Here is a 24,886-nt window from a genome sequence, read left to right as displayed (position 1 = left end):
CCGCCGAAGCGGTTAGGGTCTGGCAAAGCGGTTATAGCCTTTATAGGTAAAATCCAGGTCAAACCAGGATGGTTGCTTACCTTCTGGTTTCACCGTCATACCAAGTGGTGCGTTGTTGAAATCAACTTGCAATTGCAACTTTTGTTCTCGTGACGGCACAGACAATCTGAGCTTTTCGATAGCTTTATCCTGGGCTTCGGATCTCGTGTTTTTTGTCGAGAAATTTTGGGCAAAAGGTGAAGGCATCAGCCCAATCGTATTGGGTGCTTTTTGGGGTGAATTTTCTGTCTTTGGAGGAAGAAGACTTGAAGAAGAAAACGGTGATTGTATTAATCCCATTGAATTGGAAGCCATTTCTATACCTCTATGGGTATTCAGGACTTCCGGCGGGACAACTTTTTTGATTTCTTCTTGTTGTTTTTTAATTTTTGGCGTTTCTTCCGTTGAGAAAGCATTCTTGACATCTTCCCAGTTAGCCGCGATTGCGCCGAGCGCAACACCGATTGCTGTCAATACCCAACCAATAGGTGTTGATGTTCCCAAGGCGATTAAAGCGGCGCGTAATCCCCAAACAGCCAGTTTCACCGTTGTTAGTCCTGCTGCAATACCCACCGCACTCCGAACGACGTTCGGATGTTGGGTCACAAACTCATCAAAGCGACCGCTCAAATCACCAAGCCACTTTGTTGTTGCCTTGGTATCCTTTTCAAATGCACGCCCTATTGAGGCAAGTCCGTTTGTTGCTGTGCCAGTCATGGCATCCCAAAGATTGGTTAGCGTGCCAAGCTGCATTTCAACACGTCGGTTCAAATCCGCTTGTCGTCGCATCTTACTGACGATTTCATCATATCCGGCAGCACCTTTTTCCAATAATTTGTTCACTACCGATAATGTTTCGTTGTCATCACCAAATAGCGCTTTAATCACCTCTCTTTTTTTTGTGTCCTCCTTCAATTTATTCAACTTATCAAGTTGAGCAAAAAAATTATCTAGTCCGCCAAACGAACCTTTTTTATCTGTGAAATCAAGTTTAATTTTATATTGCCGTAGCAGATGTTTATTAACGCCACGAACCTTCTTCACATCAAGCCCAGCTTGCAGTACTTTCCGCACGGCGTTGCCCGATTCTTCCCCAGCCATACCTGCGTTACCCAACAATACCCCAATGGGTGCAAGTGCTTGTGCCGCCTTCAATCCATCCTGACTAATCATTTTAAGGACAGAACTCGATTTGACAAAAAACTGCAACATATCGCTATCTTTCAGACCAAGATAGGACATACGTTGCATCGTATCAAAAAGTGTTAACATATCTTTTGATGCCGTTCCGGTAGCATCCCGCATTTTCGCAGCAAATTCAGCGGCTTCTTCTGGTGGTTTTTTGAGTTGCACAGCAAGATAGGCTGATGCCTGACCAACTCCATTTAAAATGTTTTCTGCTGGTATACCTTGCCGTACCAACATCTGCATCATATTTTGAAAATCAGCCGTTGTGCCTGGTAATTTATTACCGAGTTTTAAAGCAAGCTGATTAATTTTGTTAAAAGTCGGTGCAACCTGACCGTTTGCCTCCATCATGGCGGACTTTAAGCTTGTTGCTGCATCCTCCTGTTTGGCAAAGGCGATCAAAGAGGCGGTGGCTCCTCCTGCAAGCCCCGCCGCCATACCGATACCACCTCGACTTATTACCGCCGATTCTTTGCGAAATTTCTTAATCTTTTTCTGCAATTCGCTTAATTTGGGCGAAAGGCGATCTTTGGCGGTGATCACCGCTTTTAATTCAACCTGAGACACTTTCAACTCCGATATTTTTCAATGCGATTTGCTTGTTGGATCAAGAAGTACAAATCACTCAACGGCTTATTGAGCAAAGTGAACGGATCAATACGCCAATAGTACGCACAGTCGCAATATTGGCATAGCAATTCGTCTACGCTCAGGTTTGGTGGAAAAAACCGGCCACCAAATGACTGGCAACATTTAAATCTGCTGCTGACATCTCATCAACAGCGTTCATTGGGATCCCAGCAAGACGGACTATGTATTTTGCGGTGACACCTGACAGTAATTTGATTGAGTCGTCCTGGTTAAGCTGATACGGATAGCCCAACTCGCGTACATCTCTTCCGGTTGGTTCACGAAATTCAAGTACGGTTAATGTTTCGTTATGCGCTGTTATTGCCTTTGCAAGCGTTAAAGTATTATTTTTTTCACTCATTGATAAAATCCTTCGTCTCCGCGAAATTCCATCTCGACCGTGCCTTCGTCAGCATTATGTGAAGATTCGCCGGATAGCCACGCGCCTGACAACACATACACCATACCGTTAGCTAATTCAGCGGTAATGGTCATTTCATCAGCTGTAGTGAGTTTTTGGATGGGAAAACTTTTCTCGACTTTAAATTCTGCCTTGATATAAGGCGCTCGATGGGTTTCTTTGTAATGCACACTGCCATCAATACCCACTAGATCTTCACGGATAGCCGTATTCATCGGCACTTCCACACTGCCATTCAGTGAGAGTTGTTGGCTGTCCACCTTAAAATAGCAGGTGCCGCCTATTTTTCTTTTGCTTGTCATCACACCACCTCGCCCTGGTTATATTGCAGCCTGAATTGATTCGCCAACGCAAATACCCGCAGTTGATTGATATAATCCGCCGGAAAGACGACATCAATTCGATTAGCGTCATTTCCGTTACGTTCAACGATTAGCTTTTTACGAAAAGCATCAAAATTCTCGACAATGCCTTCTTTTTCCAACTGACGATACACCGCACAGAGTTCACCCTTGATCACGGCTGGCGTTACAATCGCTTGCCCTGCCCCGAATCGGGTACCATCATCAGCCAGTTTTTGCCGCCCGTACTTGCTGGTGATAACGGATTTTAATCGCCGCAAAACATAGGCACTGGTATAGAGTGTTTCACTGTCCAGATAGCTGTTATCGGCAACGCCGTAACTGTTTTTCTGGTAGGTCGTCACATCACGCTGAATGCGTAATACGCCACCTTCGACATTGGCGGTAGCGATACCGTGTGAAAGCAGGGATTGCTGCTCCGTCAAGGTGAAGCGTTTGCCGGACGGTGCGGGTAACACCCCGTTTAACTCGCCCGTGTGAGTCGGTCTCGCCGGGTCATTACGCAAAAATATCGCGCACCGTGCCAGTCGTGCCGCAACCAGTTCATCAAGCGCGGTTTGGATGGCGGGTTCGTATCCGGCGATGGTGAGATGCGGATCATTAATGGGGTCACCAAAAGCGACCAGTTCGCCGACTGTCCCTTTTTTGGCAGTATAAACATGTCCATACAACTGCTGATAGGGACTCCAACGCCCGTTCTTGTCGTTCATCGCCGCGCCCATCTTTTGCAAAGAGGCAGCATCAGAGAAAGGCAGCCCAATAAAATCAAATAACAAGTCACCCATTGCGCTGATAACGGTATCCATATCGGGTGAGCCAGTGCCACCACGCATTGGCGTAATACTGATATTCAAACCAGAAGGCGTATTCTCACCGCCTGTCGGCGAATAATAGTTCATCATCAAGGGAATATCGTTGCCGGTTAGCCCTTTATGTTTTGCCGTCAAGCTGATTTTGTCAGCCTCCATCGTCGCGGTGACGGGTAAGTCCTCGTTATCGTTAATGGCCTTGCCAAGCGCGGCGGCAACCGTATTCGCCGTATCCGATTTCTTGACGGCAGCTAAAACACGTTGATTGCCGATATACAGGTTAACCACACCGGAATCAGTCGCGGTGCCACTTATCGCTATCTCACCTTTTGCTTCAGTGCCCGTTGTTTCATGTACGGCAATGACAAACAGTTCACCAACAGCATCAATCCGGCGATACGCTTGCACCATGCGGTGTAACTGGCTGCCACGACCGGCTAATTGTTGCATCATTTCTGCCGAGGGCATTATCATCGGTGAGTTCAAAGTCATTTGTGCAGTGGGTAATGCATGCCCAATAAGCAGTGCAGGGCCGCTGGTTTGCATCGTATTGGCGGCACTGTTATCCATTTCGGGATAGAAACCAGGCACACGCAGATTAGCGTTCACGGTATTAAAGCTAATGGTCATTCCGGCGTCTCCTCTTTAGCTTTTTTGAATTTGGTTCTTGCGGAATCAGTCGTTTCTTGCACGATTGGGGGATTATCAGATTGACTGACTTCTTCAATATCATCGTCCTGTTTTCTTCTGATCCAAAAAAGCGTTTTTTGAACATACAATCCTTCTTCGGGTAAATATTTACCGAAATATTCTTGGGTATCGTGCATATATTGCGGAATAGGCACTTTTCGCCCGTGTTTAGGTTTAATGAAAACAATTTCTGGTTGTGTGCCCATCATTTTATATTTATCTCCAAATGCGAGTTAACACTGCTGGCATGTTCGTTCACACTAATAGCAACGGTGTGTAAATCAGGTAAATTATTCAAGTCAGCATAGTGGCGCGTATCTTCGGCGTTGATTTCTGTTTCCGCTTTAAAATTAAATTGCCAGATCAATTCATCCTGGTTCATATCCAGATATTCATCGTCCGCATATTCAATCGCACCGTAGGCCGGATCAGGACTCCAACCCAGGATAGCGCGCCAGATTTCACTGCGGACTTCATCAATTAAATCACAGGAAGCGTACTGACCACGTTTATCGGTGTTATTAAGAATGACAATCACAGAAAACTGGTCGGTTAACACTTGCCAATAATCGGTTTGCGAACGTTGTTCGCCAACCGTAGATCCACTCGGTACCACATAGGCTGACGGCAATTCCAGGTGAGTACATTCAAGGGCAGTGCCATATTCAGCCGCGCCGCCTATCCGTTGCTCAAAGCGAGGGCAATAAGTACGCAGCGCGCTAATAACGGGGCTGAGTTTCATGATGGCTTCCTTTTTCGGGGTTGAGGCCGAAGTGATTGTTGAAGTTCGGCGCTGAGCGTGTGCTGTGTCCAGCCTTTCAGTTTTTCCAGCGCGCCAACCATATAGTTTTCACGGGGTGCAATACGCCAGCCACCGATTTTGTGATGACGTTTTTGTCGCCGATGCTGTTTAGTCATGCCGTAGGAAGCGTGGCGAACACCGTAATGGAGTAGGGCGGGGTAGTAAGTCCCTTGTAGGGGTATTCCGCCTCTGCCCCATAGGTTTTTCCGCTTTTCGCCTTTCCAGCTGGGGGCGATCTTGACCATTAGTCCAGAACGGCGTTTAGAGGCTCTCGGCACGTTGTAAGCAATGGATCGTTCCAGTTTTCCTGTTTGACTGGCGGGCGTTTCGCCTGTTCTGGAAGAACGCCCGCGTATGCGTCTGGCTAACCGTCTGGCAACATGCGCATGCGCCTGACCAATTTTTGTGAAGGCTTTTCTCAAACGGGCACGATTAAAAACCAACTCTTTAGGTTGTTCAAAATCAATATGCAATATATCCATGCGCCATTCTCCTTGGTGGTTCACTGCCTGATTCTTGACATTCAAGCAGCCAGAAACGGTGGGCATAATTTAAATCACGGACTCGCTTAACCTGAAATACGCTATCCCCCATCACCACTTCATAATCACGCTTGATATGACGATCACGCCGATAGCGCAGCGTAATAAAATGCGTGATAACATCATTAAGTTGTGCGGAGTTCTGATAGATTGTTGCTCCAACCTGCATGACCTTTGCCCATGCTTGAAAGCTGTCAGGATAGACATCATCAAATCCCACCTTGTCATCAGGCGCATTCCGATGGCGGCGAACGGTGATCCGCATATTGAGTTCCCCAGGATCGGGATAGCGATAAGTTGCGCTGGTTTCTACATTACGCCGTTTCATAGCGGGATAATCCGGTAGGGTTCACGAGTTTCGCACAGGCCTATAAAATTCTAGAAATGGCTTAAAAGTAATGATTAATCTGCAAGTTACTGAAATGCATAAATTCACTTAATTTACAATAAGTTATATTTAATTTATAAGGTTTTATCTATTTACATATTATGCTGAATTAAACTTAAAAATAGAGCGTTTTTTTATTGGTGCGAAACTCGTGGGGTTGTACATTCCACTTAAACCCAAGCGGCAGCTGATTTTTTTCAATATCGGATATCGCTGATCGGTTTTCGTAGTACTGTGTCACGAGGAGCAACATGCCAAATTTGATATCTGCCGTCAGGTGTAGGCCATTTCTATCCTCTGGTGGTATCGTTGCATCAGGTGGGTATAACTTCCGGTTTAAATGCGTCTCGGTGCGTTGCTGCACTGCCTGACTAATTAAAGTCAGAAAAGCATCTTCTTCGTGAAAATCTGTTTCAAGACGGCAATTCGCCTTGATTTCTTCAAGCGTTAAGAGCATAAGCAAGTCCTCTGCCCGGCAAATGACGGGCATAAAAAAACCGCTAAGGCGGCAGCGGGTTTTCACTGTTGTTTTGATTTCTTCCGGGATGCTTTTTCCTCAACAGGCGGTGGACTATCCCTATTAACAAGAATACCGAGATTAGTAGCAATTTCTTGCGCTCGATGAGGGATCGTCTCGTACTCACCCTGACGAATTGTTTCTACATTGCATCCGTCCGGCGACCACGATAAATCGTTGGTTAAGTAGATCATCGCTATCACACTCCAATCTTCCACGAGTTTCCCACAAAACTAATTTGGGTACGCTAATAAAACACGGATTTGCTCAGTAATAGCACTTTTGATTACGTCCCAATTTTGTTGATAAAGGCACGAGTTTCGCACCAATAAAAAAACGCGCTATTTTTAAGTTTAATTCAGCATGATATATAAATAGACAAAACCTTATAAATTAAATACAAATTATTGTAATTTAATAAAATTTATGTGTTTTAGTAACTTACAGATTAACCATTGCTTTTAAGCCATTTCTAGAACTTTATATGCCTGTGCGAAACTCATGAAAGGGTTATTTTTTCAGATATACGACGTTTATGTTGTTCAAACCACGCAGAAATAGCGAGAAAAATATGATTTCTTTGCGCTCGGCTCGTGCGAGCCTGACAGCGTTCAATACCACAGTTTTGTTTTAACTTCTCGATGATAAACTTCAACAGACCAACGGGCATCCATGATAGATTTGACGTATTGACGGGTGGGATTCTCTTTGTTTGTTACTATGTCACGAGTTTCGCACAAAACTAATTTGGGTACGCTAATAAAACACGGATTTGCTCAGTAATAGCACTTTTGATTACGTCCCAATTTTGTTGATAAAGGGTTATTTTTTCAGATATACGACGTTTATGTTGTTCAAACCACGCAGAAATAGCGAGAAAAATATGATTTCTTTGCGCTCGGCTCGTGCGAGCCTGACAGCGTTCAATACCACAGTTTTGTTTAACTTCTCGATGATAAACTTCAACAGACCAACGGGCATCCATGATAGATTTGACGTATTGACGGGTGGGATTCTCTTTGTTTGTTACTATGTAATCAATACGGCCGTTTTTGGCTGTAAATTTGAAAACGGTTACCCAACCATATCCTCGCAAGTGTATTGACGTTCCTTCTTCTGAGATGTCTAACTTGTTCAGTTGTTTGTTATGGTTAACAATCCTATTTTTCCTCAGCGTGGTTACCCAGATCCAACCATGAGAGCGAATTGATTTCAGGTTATCCAGGCTAGAATACCAAGCATCCATCACTACGGCTTCTGGCATGATCCCTCTTTTTTTAGCAAGAGTGAGCATTTCGGAAAAGTGCGTGTTTTTTGTTTTTCCATCAGAATCTTTATCATAAATAACCTGAGTTCGGGATAAGAAATAAAGAGAAAGTCTTGATATTCAAATAGTTGAATGAGCCTGTTTTGTTAAAATACTCTAACAGTCTGGTTAAAGAGTAGAGCATTGTTAAACAATTATGGAAAATCTTACTGAACTTTATTGCCTGATGGATGATTTTTGCAAAGACTTCGAGCCAAAAATGCATGAATATTTGCTGACTAACGGTACTAAGCGTCGTAGACGGTCTACTCAGCTTTCGTTGGCGGAAATGATGACACTGGTTGTGTTGTTTCATCAACTCCGATTCAGGCAATTCAAGGTATTTTATCTCTATTATGTCCGCTTATATCTCCGGAAGGAATTTCCTAACTTGCCATCCTATTCACGCTGTGTAGAGTTACTTCCGCGTAGTGCCTTAGCGTTAACGGCACTGTTTGAGTCAATTAAGGGAAAATGCACGGGGCTATCGGTTGCCGATTCTACTCCGATAGCGGTGTGTGATAACTTACGGATCCGCAGACATAAAGTCTTCAATGGGATAGCTGAACGGGGAAAAAATTCAACAGGTTGGTTCTTTGGTTTCAAGCTTCATGTAATTATCAATCATTTGGGGGAAATACTCAGTTTTCGACTCACACCAGGAAACACCGATGATCGGAAACCATTGCCTGAGCTGACAAAGGATCTTTCTGGTTGTTTGTACGCAGATAAAGGGTATTTATCGGCTTCACTGAAACAGCAACTCAAAACGATGGGAATTAGCCTTATAACGAATATCAAAAAGAAAATGAAGCCTATTAAACAGACTTGTTTCGACAAAGCCATCTTGCGTCATCGTTCTGTCATTGAAACGGTATTTGATGAGTTAAAAAATCTTTGTCAAATAGAGCATACGCGACATCGCTCTCCGGCTAACTTTGTAGTGAATTTATTAGGCGGACTGGTTGCATATTGTTTAATGCCATCTAAACCAAAGATACCTGTTGCAGGTACGTATCTTCAAGTATAATTGATAATGCTTATCCCGAACTCAGGTTAAATACGATAATTGATAGGAATTGATTCAACCTTCGTCAGATCATGCCAAAGCAAATTAACTAAACCTATGCCAGCAATAACATCATGTTCATTACCTGAATATTGATAATGGACCCTCTCTATTTTTTTACTACGTGTTTTGGCAATCAATGTATCATCGGCAATTAGTACGCAAGGGCTTTTTTTGTCTATAGAAGGTTCAACTAATCGCCATAGGTCTTTAGGTCTAAAACATCTACTTTTTAGCCATCGGCTAACAGTGTCATGAGATAAAGGCGATGGGCTTACTTCTGATAACGCTAAACCAGAGTATCTTAAACTGCTTACTTGTAAGAATGTTTTATAGATATCTTTAATACATGGATAACCCGACAAAATATGAACACCCTGATTTTTTCTTGTTTTTAAATTTATACTTCTTTTTTGGAGATTGCGAAACTCGTGTCTTCATCAGTTTAATAGCCTGTGAATCCGTCAACATGCCGCCCGTACGACGTGTAGTATAGAAACAAACAAACGGTTTTTTGGTGTACGGATCGCGTAGAATACGCGTTCCAATGCGGTCAACGATAGTATAGCCACGTTTGAAATTGCCAAATGCGATTGCTTTTGCATCGGCCGCAATATCCGGCATCTGTTCGTTTTCTGCAAGACCATAGCCAAGTAAAGTAGAAGGTTGTCCTAACTCTAACCCTGGCCGCCACAGGTAATTACCTTCAGTATCTTTTAGGGTGCGTATAGTGAATAACGTCTTGTTGTTTAACATGAATTTAGCACCATTACGATGCGCTTTCCGCAATGTGTAAACCAGTTTAATTACCGCATCAGCTGTAACGTTTGTTGCATGACCGGATACAATATGTTCCAGTTTGCCAAATTTCCTTGTCTTGTCATCTTCAGCACTGGATTCATACGCCAAAAAGCCTTTAGGTTTTTTCTTCCCATCACCTTTTGTAAAGGCGACTTCTTCTTGTTCTGAAAATTCTAGCGCTAGTTCACTATTGATCCACTGTTCAACATTGAAAAAAGCATCATCGAGCATGGTTTGGGTTGCTTGGGGATTACCGTAAATTTCCCCCATTAACGGCTCGATTTGGGCCAGTTTTGAGGTGTTGGTTTCTGGACGGGCATCCGTTTCACCAATCCAGCCAGAAGAGGTACCACCCAGATTCACTAGTTTTTTGTAGTGGCTGCCGCTAACGATGATTGTCGTGGCCTCTCTACGCATGACGATTTCATCTTGTAATAAAGACAAAATAGATCTGTCAAGTTCCTCTGGTACGGCATAGCCTCGATCTTCATCAACGCTAATTTTAAGCGCTTTTTGTTCGAGCGTACGCAAATTATCTTCTTTCCCTTTGCGTAGGAAAGCAAGAAAAGCGGCTTTGTGCTCGCTAACCTCAGGTACTGGGCCGCCAATAGGCCGCTTGATTGCCTTTAATTCCTCTTCAAGTGCCGCTTTGGTTTCGTCCAATTCAGACAGTTTTTGATTAAGCGTTTCTAACTCACCGGCTAGCTTGCCTTTTTCAGCCTCAATAGCATCAAGACGTTTGTTATTTTTTTCTTTAAAAGTATCAAATTTTTGTTGCAATTCCTCAGCAACCAACGCGATATCTTTTTGATCAACAGCCATTTTCTATTCCTTTTTTAAAAATTAATGGATTTCAATGCATTAAGCCCAATCATCACCTGATCAGCGTCCCGCTGATGTAAGGAGGCATAACCGCCAGACATAAAAGCTTTGGATTGGGTGCGTGACAGTCCAACATCGCGCAGGACATGTTCAATTTGTTTAGGTGAAGGTATTTGACCTTTGGCGAAGGTGCTTTTAATTTCGCCGATCCTTGCCTCATCGTTTGCAGGAAAGGTGACGAGGCTGATTTCCCACAGATCAATTTCCTTCAGTAAAAATGCCGATTTTTCATGGTCATACTCCCAATCCTTTAGCAAGTAGCCAATAGAAAGACCGGTTAACGAACCGGCTTTCATATGTGCGTAAGCTCGTTTCGCTAGCGGGTCATCATTGATTAAGAGTCGTCCCTTAACATACAAACCCACCTCATCCTCTTTGATTTCATGATAAATACCGATGGGTTCATCTAATTTGTGTTGCCAGAGCATGGCTGGTAGGGTCTTTTTTTCTCGCCAATCACATAAACTGTTGGTAAATGCCCCTGGGATCACCACATCATCAAAAGTATCTTTAACGCCAAATACGGAGCCGTAGCCTTCAAATTCACCGGATTCACTAACGGATTTTAGTTTAAGCGGCACATCAAGTCGCTGTTTGGTCATCATGCTTTGCTTCCTCAATCATCTTTTCTTTGCTCGTATCGTCTGGCTTCGTGGTCATGTTCATTGGAGTTAAATAAATGTCACCGTGTGGGCGTGGGTTAAGATCTTCGAGTGTTCTACAATCATTGGGTGAATAAATTCCCCAATTGATGCCTGTGGCATAAGCTTCAAAGCGGGATTTCATATCACCACGCAGTAACGCACCGGTATTGAACTTGGCAAAGAAATCCCTTGCTTGGTGGCCTTCACCAAGCCAGTATTAATCCGTTGTTCGATGCGAGTCAGATACGGCACGAGCGAATAATTAATAAATCCAATCCCAAGCACGAGTTTCGCACGGGCATATAAAATTCTAGAAATGGCTTCAGAATAATAATTAATCTGTAACTTGCTAAGACGTATAAATTTACTTAAATTACAATAAGTTATTTTTAATTTATGAGATTTTTTCTATTTATATATTATGCTGAATTAAACTTAAAAATAGAGCGTTTTTTTATTGGTGCGAAACTCGTGCCAAGATTTTCAATATTGCTATAGGTTGCTTTGTCAGTATTTTGTACCAGATGCAAAGGCACACGATACAATCTACATATTTCTTCTAATTGATATTTTCGCGTTTCAATGAATTGGCTATCTTCGGCGGATAATCCCATCTGCCGCCAATCCAGCCCCATTTCCAGTATAATGGGACGATGTGCATTCACCAAGCCTTGATGCCGCTCGATAAAATCGGTTTTTATTCTGCTGTAGGCTTCATCTGTCAATTCTTGCTCAGTGCGCAATACCCCAGACGTTATAGCGCCATTACTGAACAGTCTCGCCCCGTGTTCTTCGGTTGACAAACCTAAAGCAATGGCTTCCCGGGCGTAGGCAATCGGATTTAAGCCAACCAAGCCATCTAGCGTCATTGTGCGAACATGCCAGATGGTCTCTTGTCCGAGTATATCGGTTGAACCGTCAGGAAAAGTGACGCTATAAACAGGCTGCCACCTAACATTAAGTGATGGCTGAACACTCCCGGGATCGAGCGGCAAAAGTTCTGATACCTTGCCCAGTGTTTTCACCTTGTAGGCATAAAAATTACCACGCAAACAGAGGCAGGCGACCACCAGTTCCCAAAACTCTTGTGCCGTCATATAACCGTTAGGCTGCATTGAAAGGAGCTTGAAAAGTGGCTCTGAAATGGCCTTTTCTTTACCCGTTGAAGTCGTCCGATAAAGATTGCACGGCAACATGCCAATCGATTCTGTTAACACACGGACGCAACCGAAAACGGCGGTTAAGCGTAAGGCGCTTTGGCTACTAACGCGCTTGCCGGTATACGAGTCATAGCTCATTCCGACTATTTCCGCTAATGCCGACGACGTGCGAACGGTGTCATTATGCTTTTTGAATAGGGCAGGAAAAAACATGTTTTACTTCCCGTTTTTTGTTTCAGCTATCGCTTTGGCGGTAAGATAAGAATTTAGCAAGCAGAAAATACCTGCCGCACAATACCCTGCGGGCGGATAAACTGACCACGCGCTGTAGGCAATAAGCAACTGACCAATCATTCCGATGACTGGCGTTAATATATTTAATATCATAATTGTTTCACCTTAAAGTGAGCGAATTCCTACATTCATAATATGATCGGATAAACTCGTTTCCTGTTTTCCCCCATTATGATAGGACGTGAGATATTTAAACGGGAAACGTGCGATAAATGTGGATCTACCTGGGACAAACTGGATCTATCTGGGACAAGTCAGAGGGATTAAGTTGCACATAGTGAAACAGAAATCATGTTTTAAAACCCATTAATTGAAACCATCCTCTTTACTGAACTATACTCAATAAACTTCAAGATGCAGGGAAAGGAAGCTTAACGGCCTTACTACCCGTGCTTTTTGCTGAATAGTCGCCTGCATCTTGAAGTATGTTGAGTATAGAATCGAATCTACTACGATTGATTTCATTTAGAGGAAGTTTCCATGACGACCAAGAACAACAATCATGATAGTTCCGACTTTACAGAGAATCCCAAAAATGACCGAGTAGTCACGTTTGAAAAAGATGCCAGCAAGGAGAATAAACCCACCCCATCGCAACAGTCAAATAACCCGCCTGGTATCCGTCCTAAAAAATGAGTGATAGCTAAACCTTAGGAGGCGTGGATGCAGTTTTAATCTTGTTCCTCCTAATTTCCACCCTAGCTATTTGCTCTGCAGGAATGTAGGTCGCCAGCGCCCCCCAGGAGTCATCGATCACACCAGCAAACTCGCGCCATTCATCACTATCTGGTGCGCTATGGTGTGTTACATAAAGAATGACGTCTCCCGTATTGCCCAGCGCAAACGGCCCATTAGGGAGCCCTTCAAAACGAGCCAGAGGCCGCGATAATAACCCGCTGCCATCCTTGAGAATAACAAACACTTCAGTGGCTCGGTACTCAATCTGCCCGAACAGCTGCTGCCACGCGGAATGGGTGCCATCAGACCATGAGATGTTTAAGGCGCGCATGAGCTTGTACATCCATCTACGCCCGTATTTACGCCATACGGCTCCTGTTATTATTGCGGTAACCAGCGCTACAAGGGTTGACCAGTAAACCGCATATACGGCGACGGATTCATAAGCGGTTGCAGATATAAGACCAAAAACTAATGTCGAAAACGTTATGTCAACGGTTTTGTGGTGCTCTTTCAGACCAACATTGGCAATAAAGTATCCAACATAGCCAGAAGCCAGCGTCACCAATGTTGCCCAGGGCAGATTTAGCAGTGATGAATCGAGCATATGAAATATCCTTCTATTGTTTGGTTAGCATTAAACCAATGCTCACTATCTGGTGTATAGGTTATATTTTTCTCTCCGACGTTTCACTATGTGAAACGAGAAACAGTCATCGAGACGGCTTATCTTCATCTTCAAACAGATTGCCCTGGATGCGAGCAATTTCTTCTTTTTTAACCCGTTTTATCACGGAATAAATCCACTGTAGCGAGACTTCGTACTTGCGTGCCAGGGCGCGGTGGTTATGGCCATTGAAGTCGGCAAATATCTCCCGGTCGCGCTGGTTTATTTTCCACATCAGCCCCATCGGGAAATAGACATTTTGCCCGCCCCATACCGCCATCATTTGACTGGCGACGGCATCGCCTATCTGGCTGGCAACAGCGGGGTCAACATCGATAATCTGTCTGACGATCTGCGCCGTGTGGTCGGCCAGCTCAACCAGTAACTCCGGCCCTTTACTGCGAAAGGTATGCTCTAGCATGAGGTTGTCCTTGCCACGCGTTTTTGCCACTGCTTGAGTTTCTCGATAACCTGGCTGGCCTGTTGGCTATCTAGCCAGTAAGGCGAATCACCGCCGGTTTCCCGTTTAACAAAGTGGGCCAGGGCTGTTGCTGACGCATCCCGGACAATGCCCTCATCGGCCATTGCCTGCCACAGGGCCTGCATTTTCTGGATTTGCGGACGGTCGGTCTGCTTTTTCGTCGTGGGTTGAGTCGGCTGGATACGAAAACCTTTGGCTTTTAGGGCGTTTAACACTTGCGCCAGTTGACCGATATTCAGGGCTTTTGCTGATGTTTTCCTCGTTAGCCTGTGCAGCATCTGGCGGTAAGTCGTGTCATCCAGTTTGAGGTGGTGGGCGGCAATATGGATTAACTGCAGGTATTTTTGTCGGGTCATCGGAGGCGTCCTTTATCGTTGTGGTCGGGGTCAGGATTCCTTATGCCATGAATAAAAAAATAATCCTTCGGGTTTTGAAGGATTATAAAATGAATATCGTTATTATACAATTGAATGCAGTAAACGCCGCTTTTCCGCTATGACTTCTTCACGCAAATCGCCTTGGCATCCATATCCTTGAAGGTTTCAAATTTTTCTGCGAACTGTTTGGCGGCCTGTTGACAGGCGGTTGCCGTGTCAAACGCCTGTGTATGCAGCGTGGAAAAAGCATTACCGGCATAGGGACTGGCGTATAGGGCTAAAATTAATATCCACATGATAATTTATCCTCTTTCACTGAATTAAGGTCGGATGTTCAATAAAACAAAGGCTGACCGCAATGAACACCAAGAAACCGGCAAACAGGCGGTTTTGTTGTTTGCGGGTTTCGGGCGATTGAAAATAAGGCCGCAAGCGGGCGGCAATGAGCGCGTAAAGCGTCATCATCAGCGCATCGACCATTACCATCGTCAGAGTCATAAGGGTAATTTGTGGCCCTAACGATTGGGACGGATTAAGAAAGACCGGTAGTGTGGCAAGTAGGAAGGCGAGCGCTTTGGCGTTGGTGATATCGGTCAGAAAACCCCAGCAGAACCGTTGCGCACAGCGGGTCAATGTCACGACATCGTAAGCATCCATGATGACTGGTGCGCGCCAGGTTCGGTAGGCGGCAAACAGTAGCCAGAGTACGCTAATGCCTTTCAGTAACAGCCAGGCTGTCGCTGAAGCGCGCAACGCTTCCGTGCCTAGTGCCACAATGGGTACCATCAAGCCTAATGCGGTCGCCTGACCGGCAATAAGCGGTAGCGTCTTGCACCATCCCCGCTGGAAGGCATGGTTAAGCGTGAGGATAGCGCCAGCGCCGGGTAATACGGCACTGAGCAAGGCACCGCCTAAAAAAACTAACCAAAGGTCAAGGTTCATGGTTTATTTACCTCGTGCGTTTGATGATGGGGTGGTGTTGATGGCGACTTTGCCGTGATACCTTTTAGCGGCACGACATCCCAATTAAGTACCCAGGCGCTATACCGCTGTCCGCAGTGTGGACAGGTCAGTAACAGGTCAATCCCCCACTCGCCGCTTTCCGGTTGTTGGATGATCTCGGCCTGGGTAGGATTCAGGCGTCGCGTTGCCTGATGGCAGCTGATGCAGGTAATGGTCATAACGTGTTTTCCTTATCTAAGGCGACGATGAGTTCGGCCAATATCTCGAAGGCATTTTGAAATTCACAATACGCGGCGGCAGAATGGTCTGCCTGCAGGTGATGCATGGCGCGGTTTATGTGCCTTTCAATTTGGCGGCGCAGAGGTTTTATTTCCTGATAGCTCATGAGGTCACCTCCTGCTCGAAGGGCGTAATAATGAAATCCTCAAGCTGATTGCGAAACGTAATGCCGGGAATATTCAGTCGCTGGATAGTGTCCTGATTTTTGAGCAGGGCATTTTTATCAAGCTGTGCTTTGCGAATAATGCAGTCGGTCTGTCCGTTTTCTTCCAGCGCCTGAATGATATCATCCACCCCTTTTACCGAAACGGACGGTGGGCGGTTACGCCATGACACCTCGCCGGTTATCAGGTTGGCGGTTTTGGTTTTGCCGTTTTGGGTAAGCGCCTCACGGTTGGCCTCGCACCAGGTCTGGATACCTCTTTGCAACAGGGTGATGCGGGCTTTCCTGGCTTCAATATCAGCCGCATGTTGATGGGTTAACCGCGCAATTTCATCATTAATCTCTGTCTCCAGTCGGGTCATTTCCCGCTGGATATCGCCCAGATTTTTAATATCGTTTATTACCTGCTCACGGGTTTGCGGCGTGCAGGCACCCGCCGCGGCTTTAAGCCGCGTTATTTTCTTTGCCATCTTTTTTACCTTTTCATTAACAACGTCGGGAATTAAACGCGCTCGAAAATAATGTCTTCCAGGGCGTCACTGTGTTGAATATGCTCAAATAAATTCATGTTGTATCGGGTCGCGATTTCACCAAGACGCTGGTCTTGTTCATCAAAATCACGGCAGTTCTCGCAAATCGACAAATAGGTTTCATCGTCCTGTTCCGGCATATCGACGGTCTTTGCCAAATAAACCGATTGGCGAGCGGTAATACGGACAGGGCGTGTTGTCATGATTAACGTACCTCCCAGGTGATTCGGCAGTTATCTTGCAGGAACTGGTATTTTTCCCAGCGGCCCTGACGGTCAGTACCCAGGGCATAGCGAACGGCATGGCCGTTTTTATATAACGCATCACACCGTCGGTCATGCAGCAGGGTAAGGGTCGGACGGCTATAGCCATCAACGGTAAACTGACTGACGATAAAACCTTCCTGGCTGAGTTTATCCATCACCGACAGGCATTGCCTGAACTGCTGCTGGATGGCCTGGTAGGTCATCGCTGACGGGTTTTTAATGGTCACGGCGGGGTTCAGCATAAAAGCCTCCTTTAATGCACACTGTGAATAATATTGGCGTCGATAACCGGGATGGCGTTTTGCGCGGCCAGGTTCATGGCGGCGGTCAGCAGGTTGCCGATAGCCAAGGGGTAAAGCAGGCTGACCGGCGTGTCTTTTTTCGGGCGCAGCCAGCTTAGGCGTTGACGCAGTGCCGGTATCGCATCCGGGCCAAGGACTTTGCTAAGGTCGCCGCCGACGCGTTTAAACTTGAAATCAAGAAAGTCGTTCAAGTGTTCATCTAGCGGCGGCAGGTCAATTACCTCGCAGCGCTGTACCACTTCCCTGACCGCTAACAGGCGCTCGGATAACTTGTCGCCCAGTTCGGGTTGTCCCAGCAGGACGATGGACAGCAGTTTTTTAAAGCCGTCTTCCAGCTCAAAGAAGCGTTTAAGGTGCTTTAAGGTCGGGATGGGCAGGCAATGGGCTTCTTCAATCACCAGTACATGGCTGTACCCGGCGCGGCTGCTCTCTTTTAATAGTCGGTGTAGCTGACGAAAGCGGGCCTCCGGCGAGCGTTTGAGTTTTTCCAGTGGGGCCAGGGTATGGACAATAGCCTCGGCGAGACTGGCGGCTTTCAGGGTTTTGCCCTGATGGTCGTTGTCTTCCATCGCCAGCACGTAGGGTTCAATCACCACCACCGGGGCGTTTTCCCGATAGATGCGGTCAGTCAGGTCACGTCGCAGCGTGCTTTTACCCGAGCCGGATTCACCGATAACCGCGATAAAGCCGCCATAGCTGGCGGTCTGGTACAACGCCTCGCGCACATAACGACTTTCAGGGGTTAAAAACACATCTTCATGACCTTGTACCGCGTTGTCGTCAAATGGGGCACGAAACAGCCCAAAATGCTTTTTGGTGGCAGTCAGTAATACCTGTTTTTTCAGTAACATGGTGTCTTCCTCGTTGCTAGGTGGTGTGTGCTTTTCCTTGCTGCTGGATGTGACCCCGTCAAAGCAGTCGTCCGCCGCGATGCCCTGGTCACTTAGCCAGCCACGGATGCGGTGTTTTAGTGCGTCGGTATCCTGTTTCGGCCACTGATGGTGATTGACTATTTGCGCCAGCGTCGCCTCGGAAAGGTCAAGCGCACGGGCCAGTGCTGCCTGGGTCAGGTTGTGGTGTTGTAACAGGGTTTTGAGTTTCAGCATGATGGCCTCCCGTTAACCGTGACTGGCCAGACTGACCACCACCTCGGTGGACTGGGCCATCAGCTCATCACCCAGCGCGTCGACCTGGTCAGCGGGTATGCCGTCCGGGAAGCGTTGGGTTAGCGTGGTGTAAAATTCACTGCGCCAGGTCTTGCCCGCCGCCTGGAAACGCGCGCGCAACTGTTGAACCACCACGACCGGGTTTAAACGTTCTTCAAAACGTGGCGCGCAAACCGTGGAAGCCTGGCCCTGTTTGGGCAGGTAAATGGGTGGGGTATCGCGTTCATTGTCCAGATAAGGGTTAAAGCGACCGCCCAGTGGCAGCGCTTTGGCTTTTTGCGCGGCAGCGGTTTCGGTGGGACAGGTGGTGCCATACATCGCCTGCTCGACTTCCGCCAGATGGTGTTGCGCCGGGGTGTGGGGTAATGCCTTGAAGGATTCGCCTAATGTTGGGGCATTGAGGGGAAAACCGTACTCGTCTTTCACCACTTCCGGTACCCGGTAAAAGACTTCCATGCCGTCCTCATTGATTATCACCACCTGTGCTTCACTGTCGCGCCAAGGGTTACGGACTATCTGTAGCCAATCGTTGTTACAAACACCCGGCACACCCCTAACGTCATATTCTTTGCTCCCAAATGACACGCGAAGATAGTCATTGACCTTACGGTTTTCCGGCAGACTCACCGCCAGTTCGCGGCACACTTCAACGGGTGGTGCCTTGATTAACTGCTGCGGAGTGATCCGTAGCCAGCTGTCGGTACGGGTCATGCCGGTACGGCGATGCAGCGCGGTACGGTTATACTTTTTACGCCATAACCCGACCCGGTGGTTCAGTTCATCAATATTATCGACTTGCACAAACCGCAGGCCGGATTCAAAACTACACTCCAGAATATCGCGCGCCTTTTCCACTGAGCCGGTGGCGCGGGCATTACGGGCTTTATGGGCGATAAGTTGAATACCGAGGGTTTTGCACAGGTTGCGCATCGTGGCTGAGACCAGCGCGCAGCCGGGGTCGGTATAAAGGATACGCGGTACACCATGTAATACGTCGGCCCCACTGCGCTCCTGCATGGCATTAATCAGCACATCGGTAAAGTTTTGTGCCGTTTCGCCGCCGAAGCGGTACTCGGCGTAAATCCAGCCGCTGGTGTGGTCGGTCAGTTCAAATGACCAGACGCGGTCATTGACAATACGGGCCAGATTTTTGGGCTTGTTCTTGTTAAACTCGGCCTCACTCATCATGCGCAGGCCGCTATCGCGCGTGGTGCGCCCTTTGGCGGGATTTTTCAGGTAATAGAGCACACACAGCGACGCATCCAGCTGCCAGACATGATTGGGATGCCCGGTTTTTAATTGAACGCACGGGGCAGGTACCCGTAACTGGTTGGGATGCAGGCGATAATGGTACAGTGCCCGGCTGATGGCATCGACCGACAGCGGAAACCACTCGCCAGTTTCATTATCAATATACCCGGCATCAATCAGGTTGTTCGCCCGCAGGTCATTAACCGTTTGCTGTAGACTGTAGAGGCGTTTACCATTATTGCGTTCAGATTCCATGATGACGCCGGATATCAGCAGGGCTTCGTCGCGTGTCAGGGCGCTGGTACCATAATCCACCCGCTGCTTGCGCGGCGGTTTATAACTGACCTGTTTGATTTTTCGCAGCAGCGTGGCTTTGGAAATACCGAGTGCCTGACAGCCTGTCTGATACACCGCGTCTTTGCCGCCATGCCCGGCTCTTTCAGCAGTCTGGGCAATGGTTAACAGACGTTCGGTCAGGATGGGGTTCATTGCACCACCTCCTCGACATTATCCTGTCCGGTGCCGCGCAGGTGTTCCGGTAACTGAAAATCCGCATCGTCGGCATCCGCATCGGCTTTTGTCCAGTCAGGCACCAACGCTGATACTGCGTGGTGGGGTAACGAAAAATCACTACGTAACACATTGATTTCAAACTCAATATCATTAAGCAAGCCCGCTAAATAGTCGGCGTGGGATGTGATATCACCACTGTGGCTGCTCAGTTTTTCCAGCCCTTCCCGAAAGCGCCCCATTAATATGGCTTTAACATCAAAGCCCACCAGGCCAATTTCTTCACGGAGCTGGCGTATGCCTTCTTCCCCTAACGGGCGATGCTGATTAAGCAGGCGTTTTTCGCTCAGTTCATTGATCTTTTGATCTTTCTCATTGGCCAGACGGCGGCTGGCTTCAAGTGACTTTTCCGTTTTACGCAGTTTTGCTTTTAGTTCCCGCACCGACATGCGATCAACTTCGTCTAGCGTCAAGCCCGCAATGGTGCCGCCTTCGGCCAATTCCGCCAGATCATCGTCGTCTTCCAGCATGAGTTCATAGAGTTTTGAACGGCCTAAACCTGAAAACGTATTCACCTTTGACTCAAGTGTCGGTGAAAGATATTTCAATGCTGCTTGTGCCATTTTTCGTGCTATTCGATATTCAAGACCTAACTGCTCTTGTACTATCTTCATGAATGTTCCATGTGGCTCATTCTCCTTAAGAATAATCAGCCGTTTCCCCGCCTCCAGCATGGCTTCGGCACTTTGTGCCATATAGAAGCGCGCTTCATGCACAATGCGCTCGCGTTCATAGGGCAACCCCTCGCCGTACTTATCCATAATGGCCTGCTGATGTTCAGCCAGGGCATTAAGGTTGTTCATTAAATCCGGTGCCAAAGGCTGTTCGGGGGCAATTTCAGCCGTTATCGGTAACGCTTTTCTACCCATTATTTTTTCCTCTTACGGTTTTGACGCTGATGCTACGCAGCGGCCATGCCTTTCTGCCATCTTGATTTGCGCCCGTTCGGTTTCATCAAAAAAGGCCAGGGCAATCTGTATCAATTCCTCACCGAGGCCGTAATTCCCATTGAAGCGCTTCTCAATCATTCCTTCTTCCACTAAAAATGGCAGGGTGCGACTGATATTGGCCGCAGAGTCATTGATTAGCGCCGCCAGGGCTTTATTGGACAGGCCATCGCGGTAATGCCCTTTCATGGCTTTCAAAATACGCAGCGCCCGTCGTGTGCGTGAAGAAGGGTGCAGTAATAAGGTGTTTTTCATCGGATGCCTCTTTTTCATTAATGGAAATTGTGTTACCGTCAGTGAAACGGGCGAATGTTATTTTTTATGGCGCTTTTTTCCCGATGGCATGGGAGAACCCATTATCTGTTCAATCGCCTGTTTGATTTTGCGGGCTTCCCCGCGCCAGCCCTGGCAGGAGCCATCAAGCAACATATAAACCTGATAGGGTTTGAAGCCGGATTGGCGTGCCCACGCCGCCACCGTCGGGTAGTTCTGATAGACACGATCATAAAAATTGCGCTTAAAGTCGGCGGGGTGTTGCAGTGACATGGTGTTACCTCCGTCATAAAAAGTTAAAAATAAATATACAATGGCATTCAAAATAATGTAAAGTCTTTTTTGTTTGTTTTTGTATGTTCTTTATTGCCGTAAAAAACCACTGGCTGTTATCGGCCTAAAGGAGACCTGTATGGCAAAGAAAAAAGCGGCAACCAGCCTGTCTGTAACTACGGCGGACAATATCACGATTGCGGGGGGGGGGGGGGCAATTGCATACCCTGAAAAAAATGCAGAAAACAGCGCCCAACAGGAAGTAATGGCACGTTTTGGGGATGGGCTACCCTATGAACGGGAAAGGATTGTGCATGAAGCCCGCTTCTATATGGCGCAAAGTGCCGAAGCCATGCTGGAGGCGGGGAAACGGCTGATTATTCTTAAGGAGAATGAGCCACATGGAACATTCATGAAGATAGTACAAGAGCAGTTAGGTCTTGAATATCGAATAGCACGAAAAATGGCACAAGCAGCATTGAAATATCTTTCACCGACACTTGAGTCAAAGGTGAATACGTTTTCAGGTTTAGGCCGTTCAAAACTCTATGAACTCATGCTGGAAGACGACGATGATCTGGCGGAATTGGCCGAAGGCGGCACCATCGCGGGTCTGACACTGGATGATGTTGACCGCATGTCAGTCAGGGAGTTAAAGGCAGCGTTACGTAAAGATGAGGCAGCCCTTAAACGCAGTCAACAACTGGTCGCCGAAAAAGAGAAGCAACTGCAACAGCTAAGCCAGCAACTGGCGGGCAAAACCTCGTCGGTTGCTGCAAGCGATGAACAAACACCCGTTGATGCACAGCAGTGGGTCACGCTGACGCTAGAAGGCGTGGGAGAACGCCTCAAATCCGAGCGCCTGCGATTGGGGCTTAGCCAGGAAATCTTCGCCGAACGGTGCGGGGTTAAAAAGCTCACTCAATACAACTATGAAAAAAGCGAACGACATCCTGATGCGGGCTACTTAATCGCGGCGAAAGCGTTAGGAGTCGATCTTCTTTATGTGATGACTGGTGAGCGCAGCGATGAAGCCAGTGCGCTCGATGTAGTGCGGGATGAGGAAGAGGCAGAGGTATTAACTGCCTTTCGACATATTCCGGGTGAAACCCGCGAAGTGGCTAAACGCACCCTGACAGCAATGGCAGAGAAAAAAGCCGCCCGCAGCCGCGCATGACCCATCCCTCTCCGTTGCAGTGGAGAGGGTTATTTGACGGTAATAATCAGCTCACGTCGTTGGGTGGGCTGATTACTGCTAAGGCTATACCGAATCGGGACGCTCTCCATCGCAAAGCCTCGAAACACTGCCCGCATCTCGGGAATATCATTAACCGAAATAATCATCATGCCCGCTAGGTCTCGTCCCATCCCCGCCAGTTTTTCATATTGCGCCAGACCAAAATCCACGCCATAGCCCTCGGTCCCCCAATACGGCGGGTCGCAGTAAAACAGCGTGTGCGGACGGTCATAACGGGCAATGCAGCTGGCCCAGTCCAGCTGTTCTATGGTGGTGCGTGATAACCGCAGATGCGCGAGCGACAGCTCTTCTTCCATGCGTAACAGATTCAGGCGTGGCCCCGTGGTGGTAGTCACGCCAAAGGTGTGCGCCGCCACCTTACCACCGAACGCCTGTTTTTGCAGGTAGTAGAAGCGGGCTGCCCGCTGGATATCGGTTAAGGTCTCGGTCGGGGTCATTTTCAACCAGTGATACATCGCCCGGCTGACCAGCGCCCATTTAAACTGGCGCATAAACTCTTCCAGATGGTGTTTCAGCACCCGATAGAGATTGACCAGCTCACCGTTGATATCGTTGATGACCTCCGCTTTGCTGGGTGACTTCATAAAGAAGAGCGCCGCTGCGCCACAAAACGGCTCGACGTAGCAGGTATGCGCCGGGAAGCGCGGTAAAATCTGTTTTGCCAGCCGCCGTTTACCGCCCATCCAGGGCAGTATCGGTAAAAAATATTGTTGCATTCACTGTAAGCCTTTTTCACTAATGGAAATTCGTGTAGACTCTTTCCTGTTCTCGAGAACGGAAAGCGCCACGGTTGACTCACAGGGCGGGTCGCGCTTTTTCCCTTGCCCCATTCGGGGCAATTGCTGAGCGTAATCTAGCGACTACCGGCTATCCCCACTAGTAAACCGCTTTAAAAGCGATTGGCGCACTGCCTTGTCACACTGTCTGCCTGATATTGAGGGAGACCGCCATGAAAACCCGAAAAAAATTGATGTTACCCCCCTTTAAAACCCCACGCCTCGGCGGCTGGTTGCTCACTGCGGCTGGTTTGTTGCTGGTGATTGGCCTGGTCTCACCGCAGCAATTGCCGGTGGTGCTCTACAAGCTGGCCTTAATCACCCTGGCGGCAGTCGTGGGTTACTGGCTTGACCGTTCGCTGTTCCCCAAGGCCCGCCCCGGTCAATATCTGCACCATGACCACCCGGAGGTGGCACAGGGTCGACATCCGGTACGCGGCGGCTGCCATCAGGTGTTTGCGGCAGCCCAACTGCGTCGCGCGGTGATTGTGGCAGCAGTGTGTCTGAGTGTGGCGATGGGGTTATGACCATGAACCGCTATCAACGTCCGCAGGGCGACCCCGGATGGCTGTTATTCCTTTTGCTGATAGTGCTCCTTGGTGGCGCGCTTGATGCCGATGCGGCGCGTCCCCCACAAGCCGCACTGCCATACCGGGCTGAGCTGATACGCAACGCCCGTCTGGTGTGGGGGCTTAATGCGCCAGTGGCGGATTTTGCCGCCCAGATTGAGCACGAAAGTGGCTGGCAGCCGGCCATCACCAACCGTATCGGTGCGCAGGGTCTGGGGCAGTTTATGCCCGCGACCACGGCCTGGATTGGGGAGGTAATGCCGGCACTGGCGGCCAAAGCGCCACTCAATCCCAGCTGGAGTTTACGTGCGGTGGTGAGTTTTGATAACTAGCTATGGCAACGATTATCGGCGGTCAATCGCTGTGAACGTATGGCGATGACCCTGTCGGCCTACAACGGCGGTTTGGGCTGGGTGCAGCGTGACCTTCAGTTGGCCAAACGTCTCGGTCACGACAGTGGGCGCTGGTTTCACCACATTGAACGGGTCAATGCCGGACGTCGCGTGAGTGCCTGGCGTGAGAATCGCCATTATCCCCGCCGTATTTTAAAAAG

Annotated in this window: 33 protein-coding genes and 6 pseudogenes; 5 read left to right on the top strand and 34 right to left on the bottom strand. The window is 47.7% G+C overall.

What is annotated here, in order from left to right; translation table 11 throughout:
- Positions 1–12 precede the first annotated feature (12 nt).
- From V3224_RS28625 to V3224_RS28565, 12 genes and pseudogenes are all read right to left on the bottom strand, one after another.
- Positions 13–1,794 (bottom strand): phage tail tape measure protein, encoded by a 1,782-nt coding sequence (locus V3224_RS28625; RefSeq protein ID WP_334473723.1) that lies wholly within the window; start codon positions 1,792–1,794, stop codon positions 13–15.
- A gap of 142 nt (positions 1,795–1,936) precedes the next feature.
- The gene (locus V3224_RS28620; protein ID WP_334473722.1) at positions 1,937–2,218 is read right to left on the bottom strand and encodes a phage tail assembly protein; all 282 of its coding nucleotides are present in this window, start codon (positions 2,216–2,218) and stop codon (positions 1,937–1,939) included.
- Positions 2,215–2,580 (bottom strand): phage tail tube protein, encoded by a 366-nt coding sequence (locus tag V3224_RS28615; RefSeq protein WP_334473721.1) that lies wholly within the window; start codon positions 2,578–2,580, stop codon positions 2,215–2,217. The genes V3224_RS28620 and V3224_RS28615 overlap by 4 nt, the downstream gene beginning before the upstream one ends.
- Entirely contained in the window at positions 2,580–4,079 is a 1,500-nt protein-coding gene (locus V3224_RS28610; RefSeq protein WP_334473720.1) for a phage tail sheath subtilisin-like domain-containing protein, read from the bottom strand. The genes V3224_RS28615 and V3224_RS28610 overlap by 1 nt, the downstream gene beginning before the upstream one ends.
- Positions 4,076–4,348, bottom strand: a complete 273-nt coding sequence (locus V3224_RS28605; RefSeq protein WP_334473719.1) for a DUF2635 domain-containing protein — start codon at positions 4,346–4,348, stop codon at positions 4,076–4,078. The genes V3224_RS28610 and V3224_RS28605 overlap by 4 nt, the downstream gene beginning before the upstream one ends.
- On the bottom strand, positions 4,345–4,881 hold the full coding sequence (locus V3224_RS28600; protein ID WP_334473718.1) for a phage tail terminator protein: 537 nt from the start codon (positions 4,879–4,881) through the stop codon (positions 4,345–4,347). The genes V3224_RS28605 and V3224_RS28600 overlap by 4 nt, the downstream gene beginning before the upstream one ends.
- Positions 4,878–5,423, bottom strand: coding sequence for a hypothetical protein (locus V3224_RS28595; protein WP_334473716.1), 546 nt, complete (start codon positions 5,421–5,423; stop codon positions 4,878–4,880). Before V3224_RS28595 ends, V3224_RS28600 begins: the two co-directional genes overlap by 4 nt.
- Entirely contained in the window at positions 5,404–5,811 is a 408-nt protein-coding gene (locus V3224_RS28590; RefSeq protein ID WP_334473715.1) for a head-tail adaptor protein, read from the bottom strand. The genes V3224_RS28595 and V3224_RS28590 overlap by 20 nt, the downstream gene beginning before the upstream one ends.
- A gap of 175 nt (positions 5,812–5,986) precedes the next feature.
- Entirely contained in the window at positions 5,987–6,328 is a 342-nt protein-coding gene (locus V3224_RS28585; protein WP_334473918.1) for a head-tail connector protein, read from the bottom strand.
- Positions 6,329–6,390: 62 nt separating this feature from the next.
- Positions 6,391–6,582: a hypothetical protein gene (locus V3224_RS28580; protein WP_442891138.1), complete on the bottom strand. Its 192-nt coding sequence runs from the start codon at positions 6,580–6,582 to the stop codon at positions 6,391–6,393.
- Between the two features lie 311 nt (positions 6,583–6,893).
- Positions 6,894–7,110 (bottom strand): annotated as a pseudogene (locus V3224_RS28575) (transposase); the annotation flags it as partial.
- A 20-nt stretch (positions 7,111–7,130) separates the two neighbouring features.
- Positions 7,131–7,733, bottom strand: a pseudogene (locus V3224_RS28565) (transposase); the annotation flags it as partial.
- Positions 7,734–7,851: 118 nt separating this feature from the next.
- Between V3224_RS28565 and V3224_RS28560 the strand changes: the two are divergent.
- Complete coding sequence (locus V3224_RS28560) at positions 7,852–8,724, top strand: IS982 family transposase (RefSeq protein ID WP_334467716.1); 873 nt, start codon at positions 7,852–7,854, stop codon at positions 8,722–8,724.
- Positions 8,725–8,753: 29 nt separating this feature from the next.
- On the opposite strand, the pseudogene V3224_RS28555 reads toward V3224_RS28560, so the two are convergent.
- The 6 genes and pseudogenes from V3224_RS28555 to V3224_RS28530 form a co-directional block, all read right to left on the bottom strand.
- Positions 8,754–9,128 (bottom strand): annotated as a pseudogene (locus V3224_RS28555) (IS701 family transposase); the annotation flags it as partial.
- A complete protein-coding gene (locus tag V3224_RS28550; RefSeq protein WP_334473712.1) occupies positions 9,106–10,386 on the bottom strand; it encodes a phage major capsid protein in 1,281 nt (426 codons plus the stop codon). The pseudogene V3224_RS28555 and the gene V3224_RS28550, both read right to left, overlap by 23 nt.
- A gap of 14 nt (positions 10,387–10,400) precedes the next feature.
- Positions 10,401–11,051 (bottom strand): HK97 family phage prohead protease, encoded by a 651-nt coding sequence (locus tag V3224_RS28545; protein ID WP_334473711.1) that lies wholly within the window; start codon positions 11,049–11,051, stop codon positions 10,401–10,403.
- Positions 11,029–11,363: pseudogene (locus tag V3224_RS28540) on the bottom strand (phage portal protein); the annotation flags it as partial. The pseudogene V3224_RS28540 and the gene V3224_RS28545, both read right to left, overlap by 23 nt.
- A 200-nt stretch (positions 11,364–11,563) precedes the next feature.
- Positions 11,564–12,463, bottom strand: a pseudogene (locus tag V3224_RS28535) (phage portal protein); the annotation flags it as partial.
- Between the two features lie 3 nt (positions 12,464–12,466).
- The gene (locus tag V3224_RS28530; protein WP_334473709.1) at positions 12,467–12,637 is read right to left on the bottom strand and encodes a hypothetical protein; all 171 of its coding nucleotides are present in this window, start codon (positions 12,635–12,637) and stop codon (positions 12,467–12,469) included.
- Positions 12,638–13,024: 387 nt separating this feature from the next.
- Between V3224_RS28530 and V3224_RS28525 the strand changes: the two genes are divergently transcribed.
- A complete protein-coding gene (locus tag V3224_RS28525) occupies positions 13,025–13,180 on the top strand; it encodes a hypothetical protein (RefSeq protein ID WP_334467759.1) in 156 nt (51 codons plus the stop codon).
- Between the two features lie 7 nt (positions 13,181–13,187).
- Here the strand turns inward: V3224_RS28525 and V3224_RS28520 are convergent, their stop codons facing one another.
- From V3224_RS28520 to V3224_RS28450, 15 genes are all read right to left on the bottom strand, one after another.
- Positions 13,188–13,829 (bottom strand): hypothetical protein, encoded by a 642-nt coding sequence (locus tag V3224_RS28520; protein WP_334467757.1) that lies wholly within the window; start codon positions 13,827–13,829, stop codon positions 13,188–13,190.
- Positions 13,830–13,935: 106 nt separating this feature from the next.
- Positions 13,936–14,310: a Mor transcription activator family protein gene (locus V3224_RS28515; RefSeq protein ID WP_334467755.1), complete on the bottom strand. Its 375-nt coding sequence runs from the start codon at positions 14,308–14,310 to the stop codon at positions 13,936–13,938.
- On the bottom strand, positions 14,304–14,726 hold the full coding sequence (locus tag V3224_RS28510) for a gp16 family protein (protein ID WP_334467753.1): 423 nt from the start codon (positions 14,724–14,726) through the stop codon (positions 14,304–14,306). Before V3224_RS28510 ends, V3224_RS28515 begins: the two co-directional genes overlap by 7 nt.
- A gap of 137 nt (positions 14,727–14,863) precedes the next feature.
- Complete coding sequence (locus V3224_RS28505; RefSeq protein ID WP_334467751.1) at positions 14,864–15,043, bottom strand: hypothetical protein; 180 nt, start codon at positions 15,041–15,043, stop codon at positions 14,864–14,866.
- Positions 15,044–15,059: 16 nt separating this feature from the next.
- Complete coding sequence (locus tag V3224_RS28500) at positions 15,060–15,689, bottom strand: LysE family translocator (protein ID WP_334467749.1); 630 nt, start codon at positions 15,687–15,689, stop codon at positions 15,060–15,062.
- Complete coding sequence (locus tag V3224_RS28495; protein ID WP_334467747.1) at positions 15,686–15,928, bottom strand: hypothetical protein; 243 nt, start codon at positions 15,926–15,928, stop codon at positions 15,686–15,688. Before V3224_RS28495 ends, V3224_RS28500 begins: the two co-directional genes overlap by 4 nt.
- Positions 15,925–16,095, bottom strand: a complete 171-nt coding sequence (locus V3224_RS28490; protein ID WP_334467745.1) for a hypothetical protein — start codon at positions 16,093–16,095, stop codon at positions 15,925–15,927. The genes V3224_RS28495 and V3224_RS28490 overlap by 4 nt, the downstream gene beginning before the upstream one ends.
- Positions 16,092–16,622 carry a host-nuclease inhibitor Gam family protein gene (locus V3224_RS28485; protein WP_334467744.1) on the bottom strand — a complete coding sequence of 177 codons (531 nt, stop codon included), beginning with the start codon at positions 16,620–16,622 and terminating at the stop codon, positions 16,092–16,094. Before V3224_RS28485 ends, V3224_RS28490 begins: the two co-directional genes overlap by 4 nt.
- Positions 16,623–16,654: 32 nt before the next feature.
- Positions 16,655–16,885: a hypothetical protein gene (locus V3224_RS28480; protein WP_334467742.1), complete on the bottom strand. Its 231-nt coding sequence runs from the start codon at positions 16,883–16,885 to the stop codon at positions 16,655–16,657.
- Positions 16,886–16,887: 2 nt separating this feature from the next.
- A complete protein-coding gene (locus V3224_RS28475; protein ID WP_334467740.1) occupies positions 16,888–17,190 on the bottom strand; it encodes a hypothetical protein in 303 nt (100 codons plus the stop codon).
- A gap of 11 nt (positions 17,191–17,201) precedes the next feature.
- Positions 17,202–18,356, bottom strand: a complete 1,155-nt coding sequence (locus tag V3224_RS28470; protein ID WP_334467739.1) for an AAA family ATPase — start codon at positions 18,354–18,356, stop codon at positions 17,202–17,204.
- A 12-nt stretch (positions 18,357–18,368) separates the two neighbouring features.
- Positions 18,369–20,156 carry an integrase catalytic domain-containing protein gene (locus V3224_RS28465; protein ID WP_334467737.1) on the bottom strand — a complete coding sequence of 596 codons (1,788 nt, stop codon included), beginning with the start codon at positions 20,154–20,156 and terminating at the stop codon, positions 18,369–18,371.
- Positions 20,153–21,106: a DUF3102 domain-containing protein gene (locus tag V3224_RS28460; RefSeq protein WP_334469234.1), complete on the bottom strand. Its 954-nt coding sequence runs from the start codon at positions 21,104–21,106 to the stop codon at positions 20,153–20,155. The genes V3224_RS28465 and V3224_RS28460 overlap by 4 nt, the downstream gene beginning before the upstream one ends.
- 12 nt (positions 21,107–21,118) lie before the next feature.
- On the bottom strand, positions 21,119–21,439 hold the full coding sequence (locus V3224_RS28455) for an IclR family transcriptional regulator (protein ID WP_334469232.1): 321 nt from the start codon (positions 21,437–21,439) through the stop codon (positions 21,119–21,121).
- Positions 21,440–21,496: 57 nt separating this feature from the next.
- On the bottom strand, positions 21,497–21,730 hold the full coding sequence (locus tag V3224_RS28450) for a hypothetical protein (protein ID WP_026821883.1): 234 nt from the start codon (positions 21,728–21,730) through the stop codon (positions 21,497–21,499).
- Positions 21,731–21,869: 139 nt separating this feature from the next.
- On the opposite strand from V3224_RS28450, the gene V3224_RS28445 reads away from it, so the two are divergent.
- Positions 21,870–22,907 (top strand): helix-turn-helix domain-containing protein, encoded by a 1,038-nt coding sequence (locus V3224_RS28445; protein ID WP_334469221.1) that lies wholly within the window; start codon positions 21,870–21,872, stop codon positions 22,905–22,907.
- A gap of 29 nt (positions 22,908–22,936) precedes the next feature.
- Here the strand turns inward: V3224_RS28445 and V3224_RS28440 are convergent, their stop codons facing one another.
- Positions 22,937–23,704 carry a DNA adenine methylase gene (locus V3224_RS28440; RefSeq protein ID WP_334469218.1) on the bottom strand — a complete coding sequence of 256 codons (768 nt, stop codon included), beginning with the start codon at positions 23,702–23,704 and terminating at the stop codon, positions 22,937–22,939.
- Between the two features lie 233 nt (positions 23,705–23,937).
- Here V3224_RS28440 and V3224_RS28435 point away from each other — a divergent pair, with 233 nt between their 5' ends.
- A complete protein-coding gene (locus V3224_RS28435) occupies positions 23,938–24,291 on the top strand; it encodes a putative holin (RefSeq protein WP_334467728.1) in 354 nt (117 codons plus the stop codon).
- Positions 24,288–24,886: pseudogene (locus V3224_RS28430) on the top strand (transglycosylase SLT domain-containing protein); the annotation flags it as partial. The gene V3224_RS28435 and the pseudogene V3224_RS28430, both read left to right, overlap by 4 nt.

It is taken from the genome of Arsenophonus sp. PmNCSU2021_1 (assembly GCF_036919435.1).
Lineage (GTDB): Bacteria > Pseudomonadota > Gammaproteobacteria > Enterobacterales > Enterobacteriaceae > Arsenophonus > Arsenophonus nilaparvatae.
This window is presented reverse-complemented; position numbering and strand designations above follow the sequence as displayed.

Bases quoted from the DNA above. Each gene is read 5' to 3' on its own strand.
- V3224_RS28600 (WP_334473718.1), bottom strand. From the start codon at position 4,881: ATGAAACTCAGCCCCGTTATTAGCGCGCTGCGTACTTATTGCCCTCGC.
- V3224_RS28610 (WP_334473720.1), bottom strand. From the start codon at position 4,079: ATGACCATTAGCTTTAATACCGTGAACGCTAATCTGCGTGTGCCTGGT.
- V3224_RS28445 (WP_334469221.1), top strand. From the start codon at position 21,870: ATGGCAAAGAAAAAAGCGGCAACCAGCCTGTCTGTAACTACGGCGGAC.
- V3224_RS28465 (WP_334467737.1), bottom strand. From the start codon at position 20,156: ATGAACCCCATCCTGACCGAACGTCTGTTAACCATTGCCCAGACTGCT.
- V3224_RS28460 (WP_334469234.1), bottom strand. From the start codon at position 21,106: ATGGGTAGAAAAGCGTTACCGATAACGGCTGAAATTGCCCCCGAACAG.
- V3224_RS28435 (WP_334467728.1), top strand. From the start codon at position 23,938: ATGAAAACCCGAAAAAAATTGATGTTACCCCCCTTTAAAACCCCACGC.
- V3224_RS28560 (WP_334467716.1), top strand. From the start codon at position 7,852: ATGGAAAATCTTACTGAACTTTATTGCCTGATGGATGATTTTTGCAAA.
- V3224_RS28480 (WP_334467742.1), bottom strand. From the start codon at position 16,885: ATGACAACACGCCCTGTCCGTATTACCGCTCGCCAATCGGTTTATTTG.
- V3224_RS28475 (WP_334467740.1), bottom strand. From the start codon at position 17,190: ATGCTGAACCCCGCCGTGACCATTAAAAACCCGTCAGCGATGACCTAC.
- V3224_RS28470 (WP_334467739.1), bottom strand. From the start codon at position 18,356: ATGCTGAAACTCAAAACCCTGTTACAACACCACAACCTGACCCAGGCA.
- V3224_RS28440 (WP_334469218.1), bottom strand. From the start codon at position 23,704: ATGCAACAATATTTTTTACCGATACTGCCCTGGATGGGCGGTAAACGG.
- V3224_RS28595 (WP_334473716.1), bottom strand. From the start codon at position 5,423: ATGGATATATTGCATATTGATTTTGAACAACCTAAAGAGTTGGTTTTT.
- V3224_RS28495 (WP_334467747.1), bottom strand. From the start codon at position 15,928: ATGACCATTACCTGCATCAGCTGCCATCAGGCAACGCGACGCCTGAAT.
- V3224_RS28450 (WP_026821883.1), bottom strand. From the start codon at position 21,730: ATGTCACTGCAACACCCCGCCGACTTTAAGCGCAATTTTTATGATCGT.
- V3224_RS28545 (WP_334473711.1), bottom strand. From the start codon at position 11,051: ATGATGACCAAACAGCGACTTGATGTGCCGCTTAAACTAAAATCCGTT.
- V3224_RS28485 (WP_334467744.1), bottom strand. From the start codon at position 16,622: ATGGCAAAGAAAATAACGCGGCTTAAAGCCGCGGCGGGTGCCTGCACG.
- V3224_RS28525 (WP_334467759.1), top strand. From the start codon at position 13,025: ATGACGACCAAGAACAACAATCATGATAGTTCCGACTTTACAGAGAAT.
- V3224_RS28510 (WP_334467753.1), bottom strand. From the start codon at position 14,726: ATGACCCGACAAAAATACCTGCAGTTAATCCATATTGCCGCCCACCAC.
- V3224_RS28455 (WP_334469232.1), bottom strand. From the start codon at position 21,439: ATGAAAAACACCTTATTACTGCACCCTTCTTCACGCACACGACGGGCG.
- V3224_RS28615 (WP_334473721.1), bottom strand. From the start codon at position 2,580: ATGACAAGCAAAAGAAAAATAGGCGGCACCTGCTATTTTAAGGTGGAC.
- V3224_RS28580 (WP_442891138.1), bottom strand. From the start codon at position 6,582: ATGATCTACTTAACCAACGATTTATCGTGGTCGCCGGACGGATGCAAT.
- V3224_RS28520 (WP_334467757.1), bottom strand. From the start codon at position 13,829: ATGCTCGATTCATCACTGCTAAATCTGCCCTGGGCAACATTGGTGACG.
- V3224_RS28530 (WP_334473709.1), bottom strand. From the start codon at position 12,637: ATGATATTAAATATATTAACGCCAGTCATCGGAATGATTGGTCAGTTG.
- V3224_RS28505 (WP_334467751.1), bottom strand. From the start codon at position 15,043: ATGTGGATATTAATTTTAGCCCTATACGCCAGTCCCTATGCCGGTAAT.
- V3224_RS28585 (WP_334473918.1), bottom strand. From the start codon at position 6,328: ATGCTCTTAACGCTTGAAGAAATCAAGGCGAATTGCCGTCTTGAAACA.
- V3224_RS28620 (WP_334473722.1), bottom strand. From the start codon at position 2,218: ATGAGTGAAAAAAATAATACTTTAACGCTTGCAAAGGCAATAACAGCG.
- V3224_RS28515 (WP_334467755.1), bottom strand. From the start codon at position 14,310: ATGCTAGAGCATACCTTTCGCAGTAAAGGGCCGGAGTTACTGGTTGAG.
- V3224_RS28605 (WP_334473719.1), bottom strand. From the start codon at position 4,348: ATGATGGGCACACAACCAGAAATTGTTTTCATTAAACCTAAACACGGG.
- V3224_RS28500 (WP_334467749.1), bottom strand. From the start codon at position 15,689: ATGAACCTTGACCTTTGGTTAGTTTTTTTAGGCGGTGCCTTGCTCAGT.
- V3224_RS28590 (WP_334473715.1), bottom strand. From the start codon at position 5,811: ATGAAACGGCGTAATGTAGAAACCAGCGCAACTTATCGCTATCCCGAT.
- V3224_RS28490 (WP_334467745.1), bottom strand. From the start codon at position 16,095: ATGAGCTATCAGGAAATAAAACCTCTGCGCCGCCAAATTGAAAGGCAC.
- V3224_RS28550 (WP_334473712.1), bottom strand. From the start codon at position 10,386: ATGGCTGTTGATCAAAAAGATATCGCGTTGGTTGCTGAGGAATTGCAA.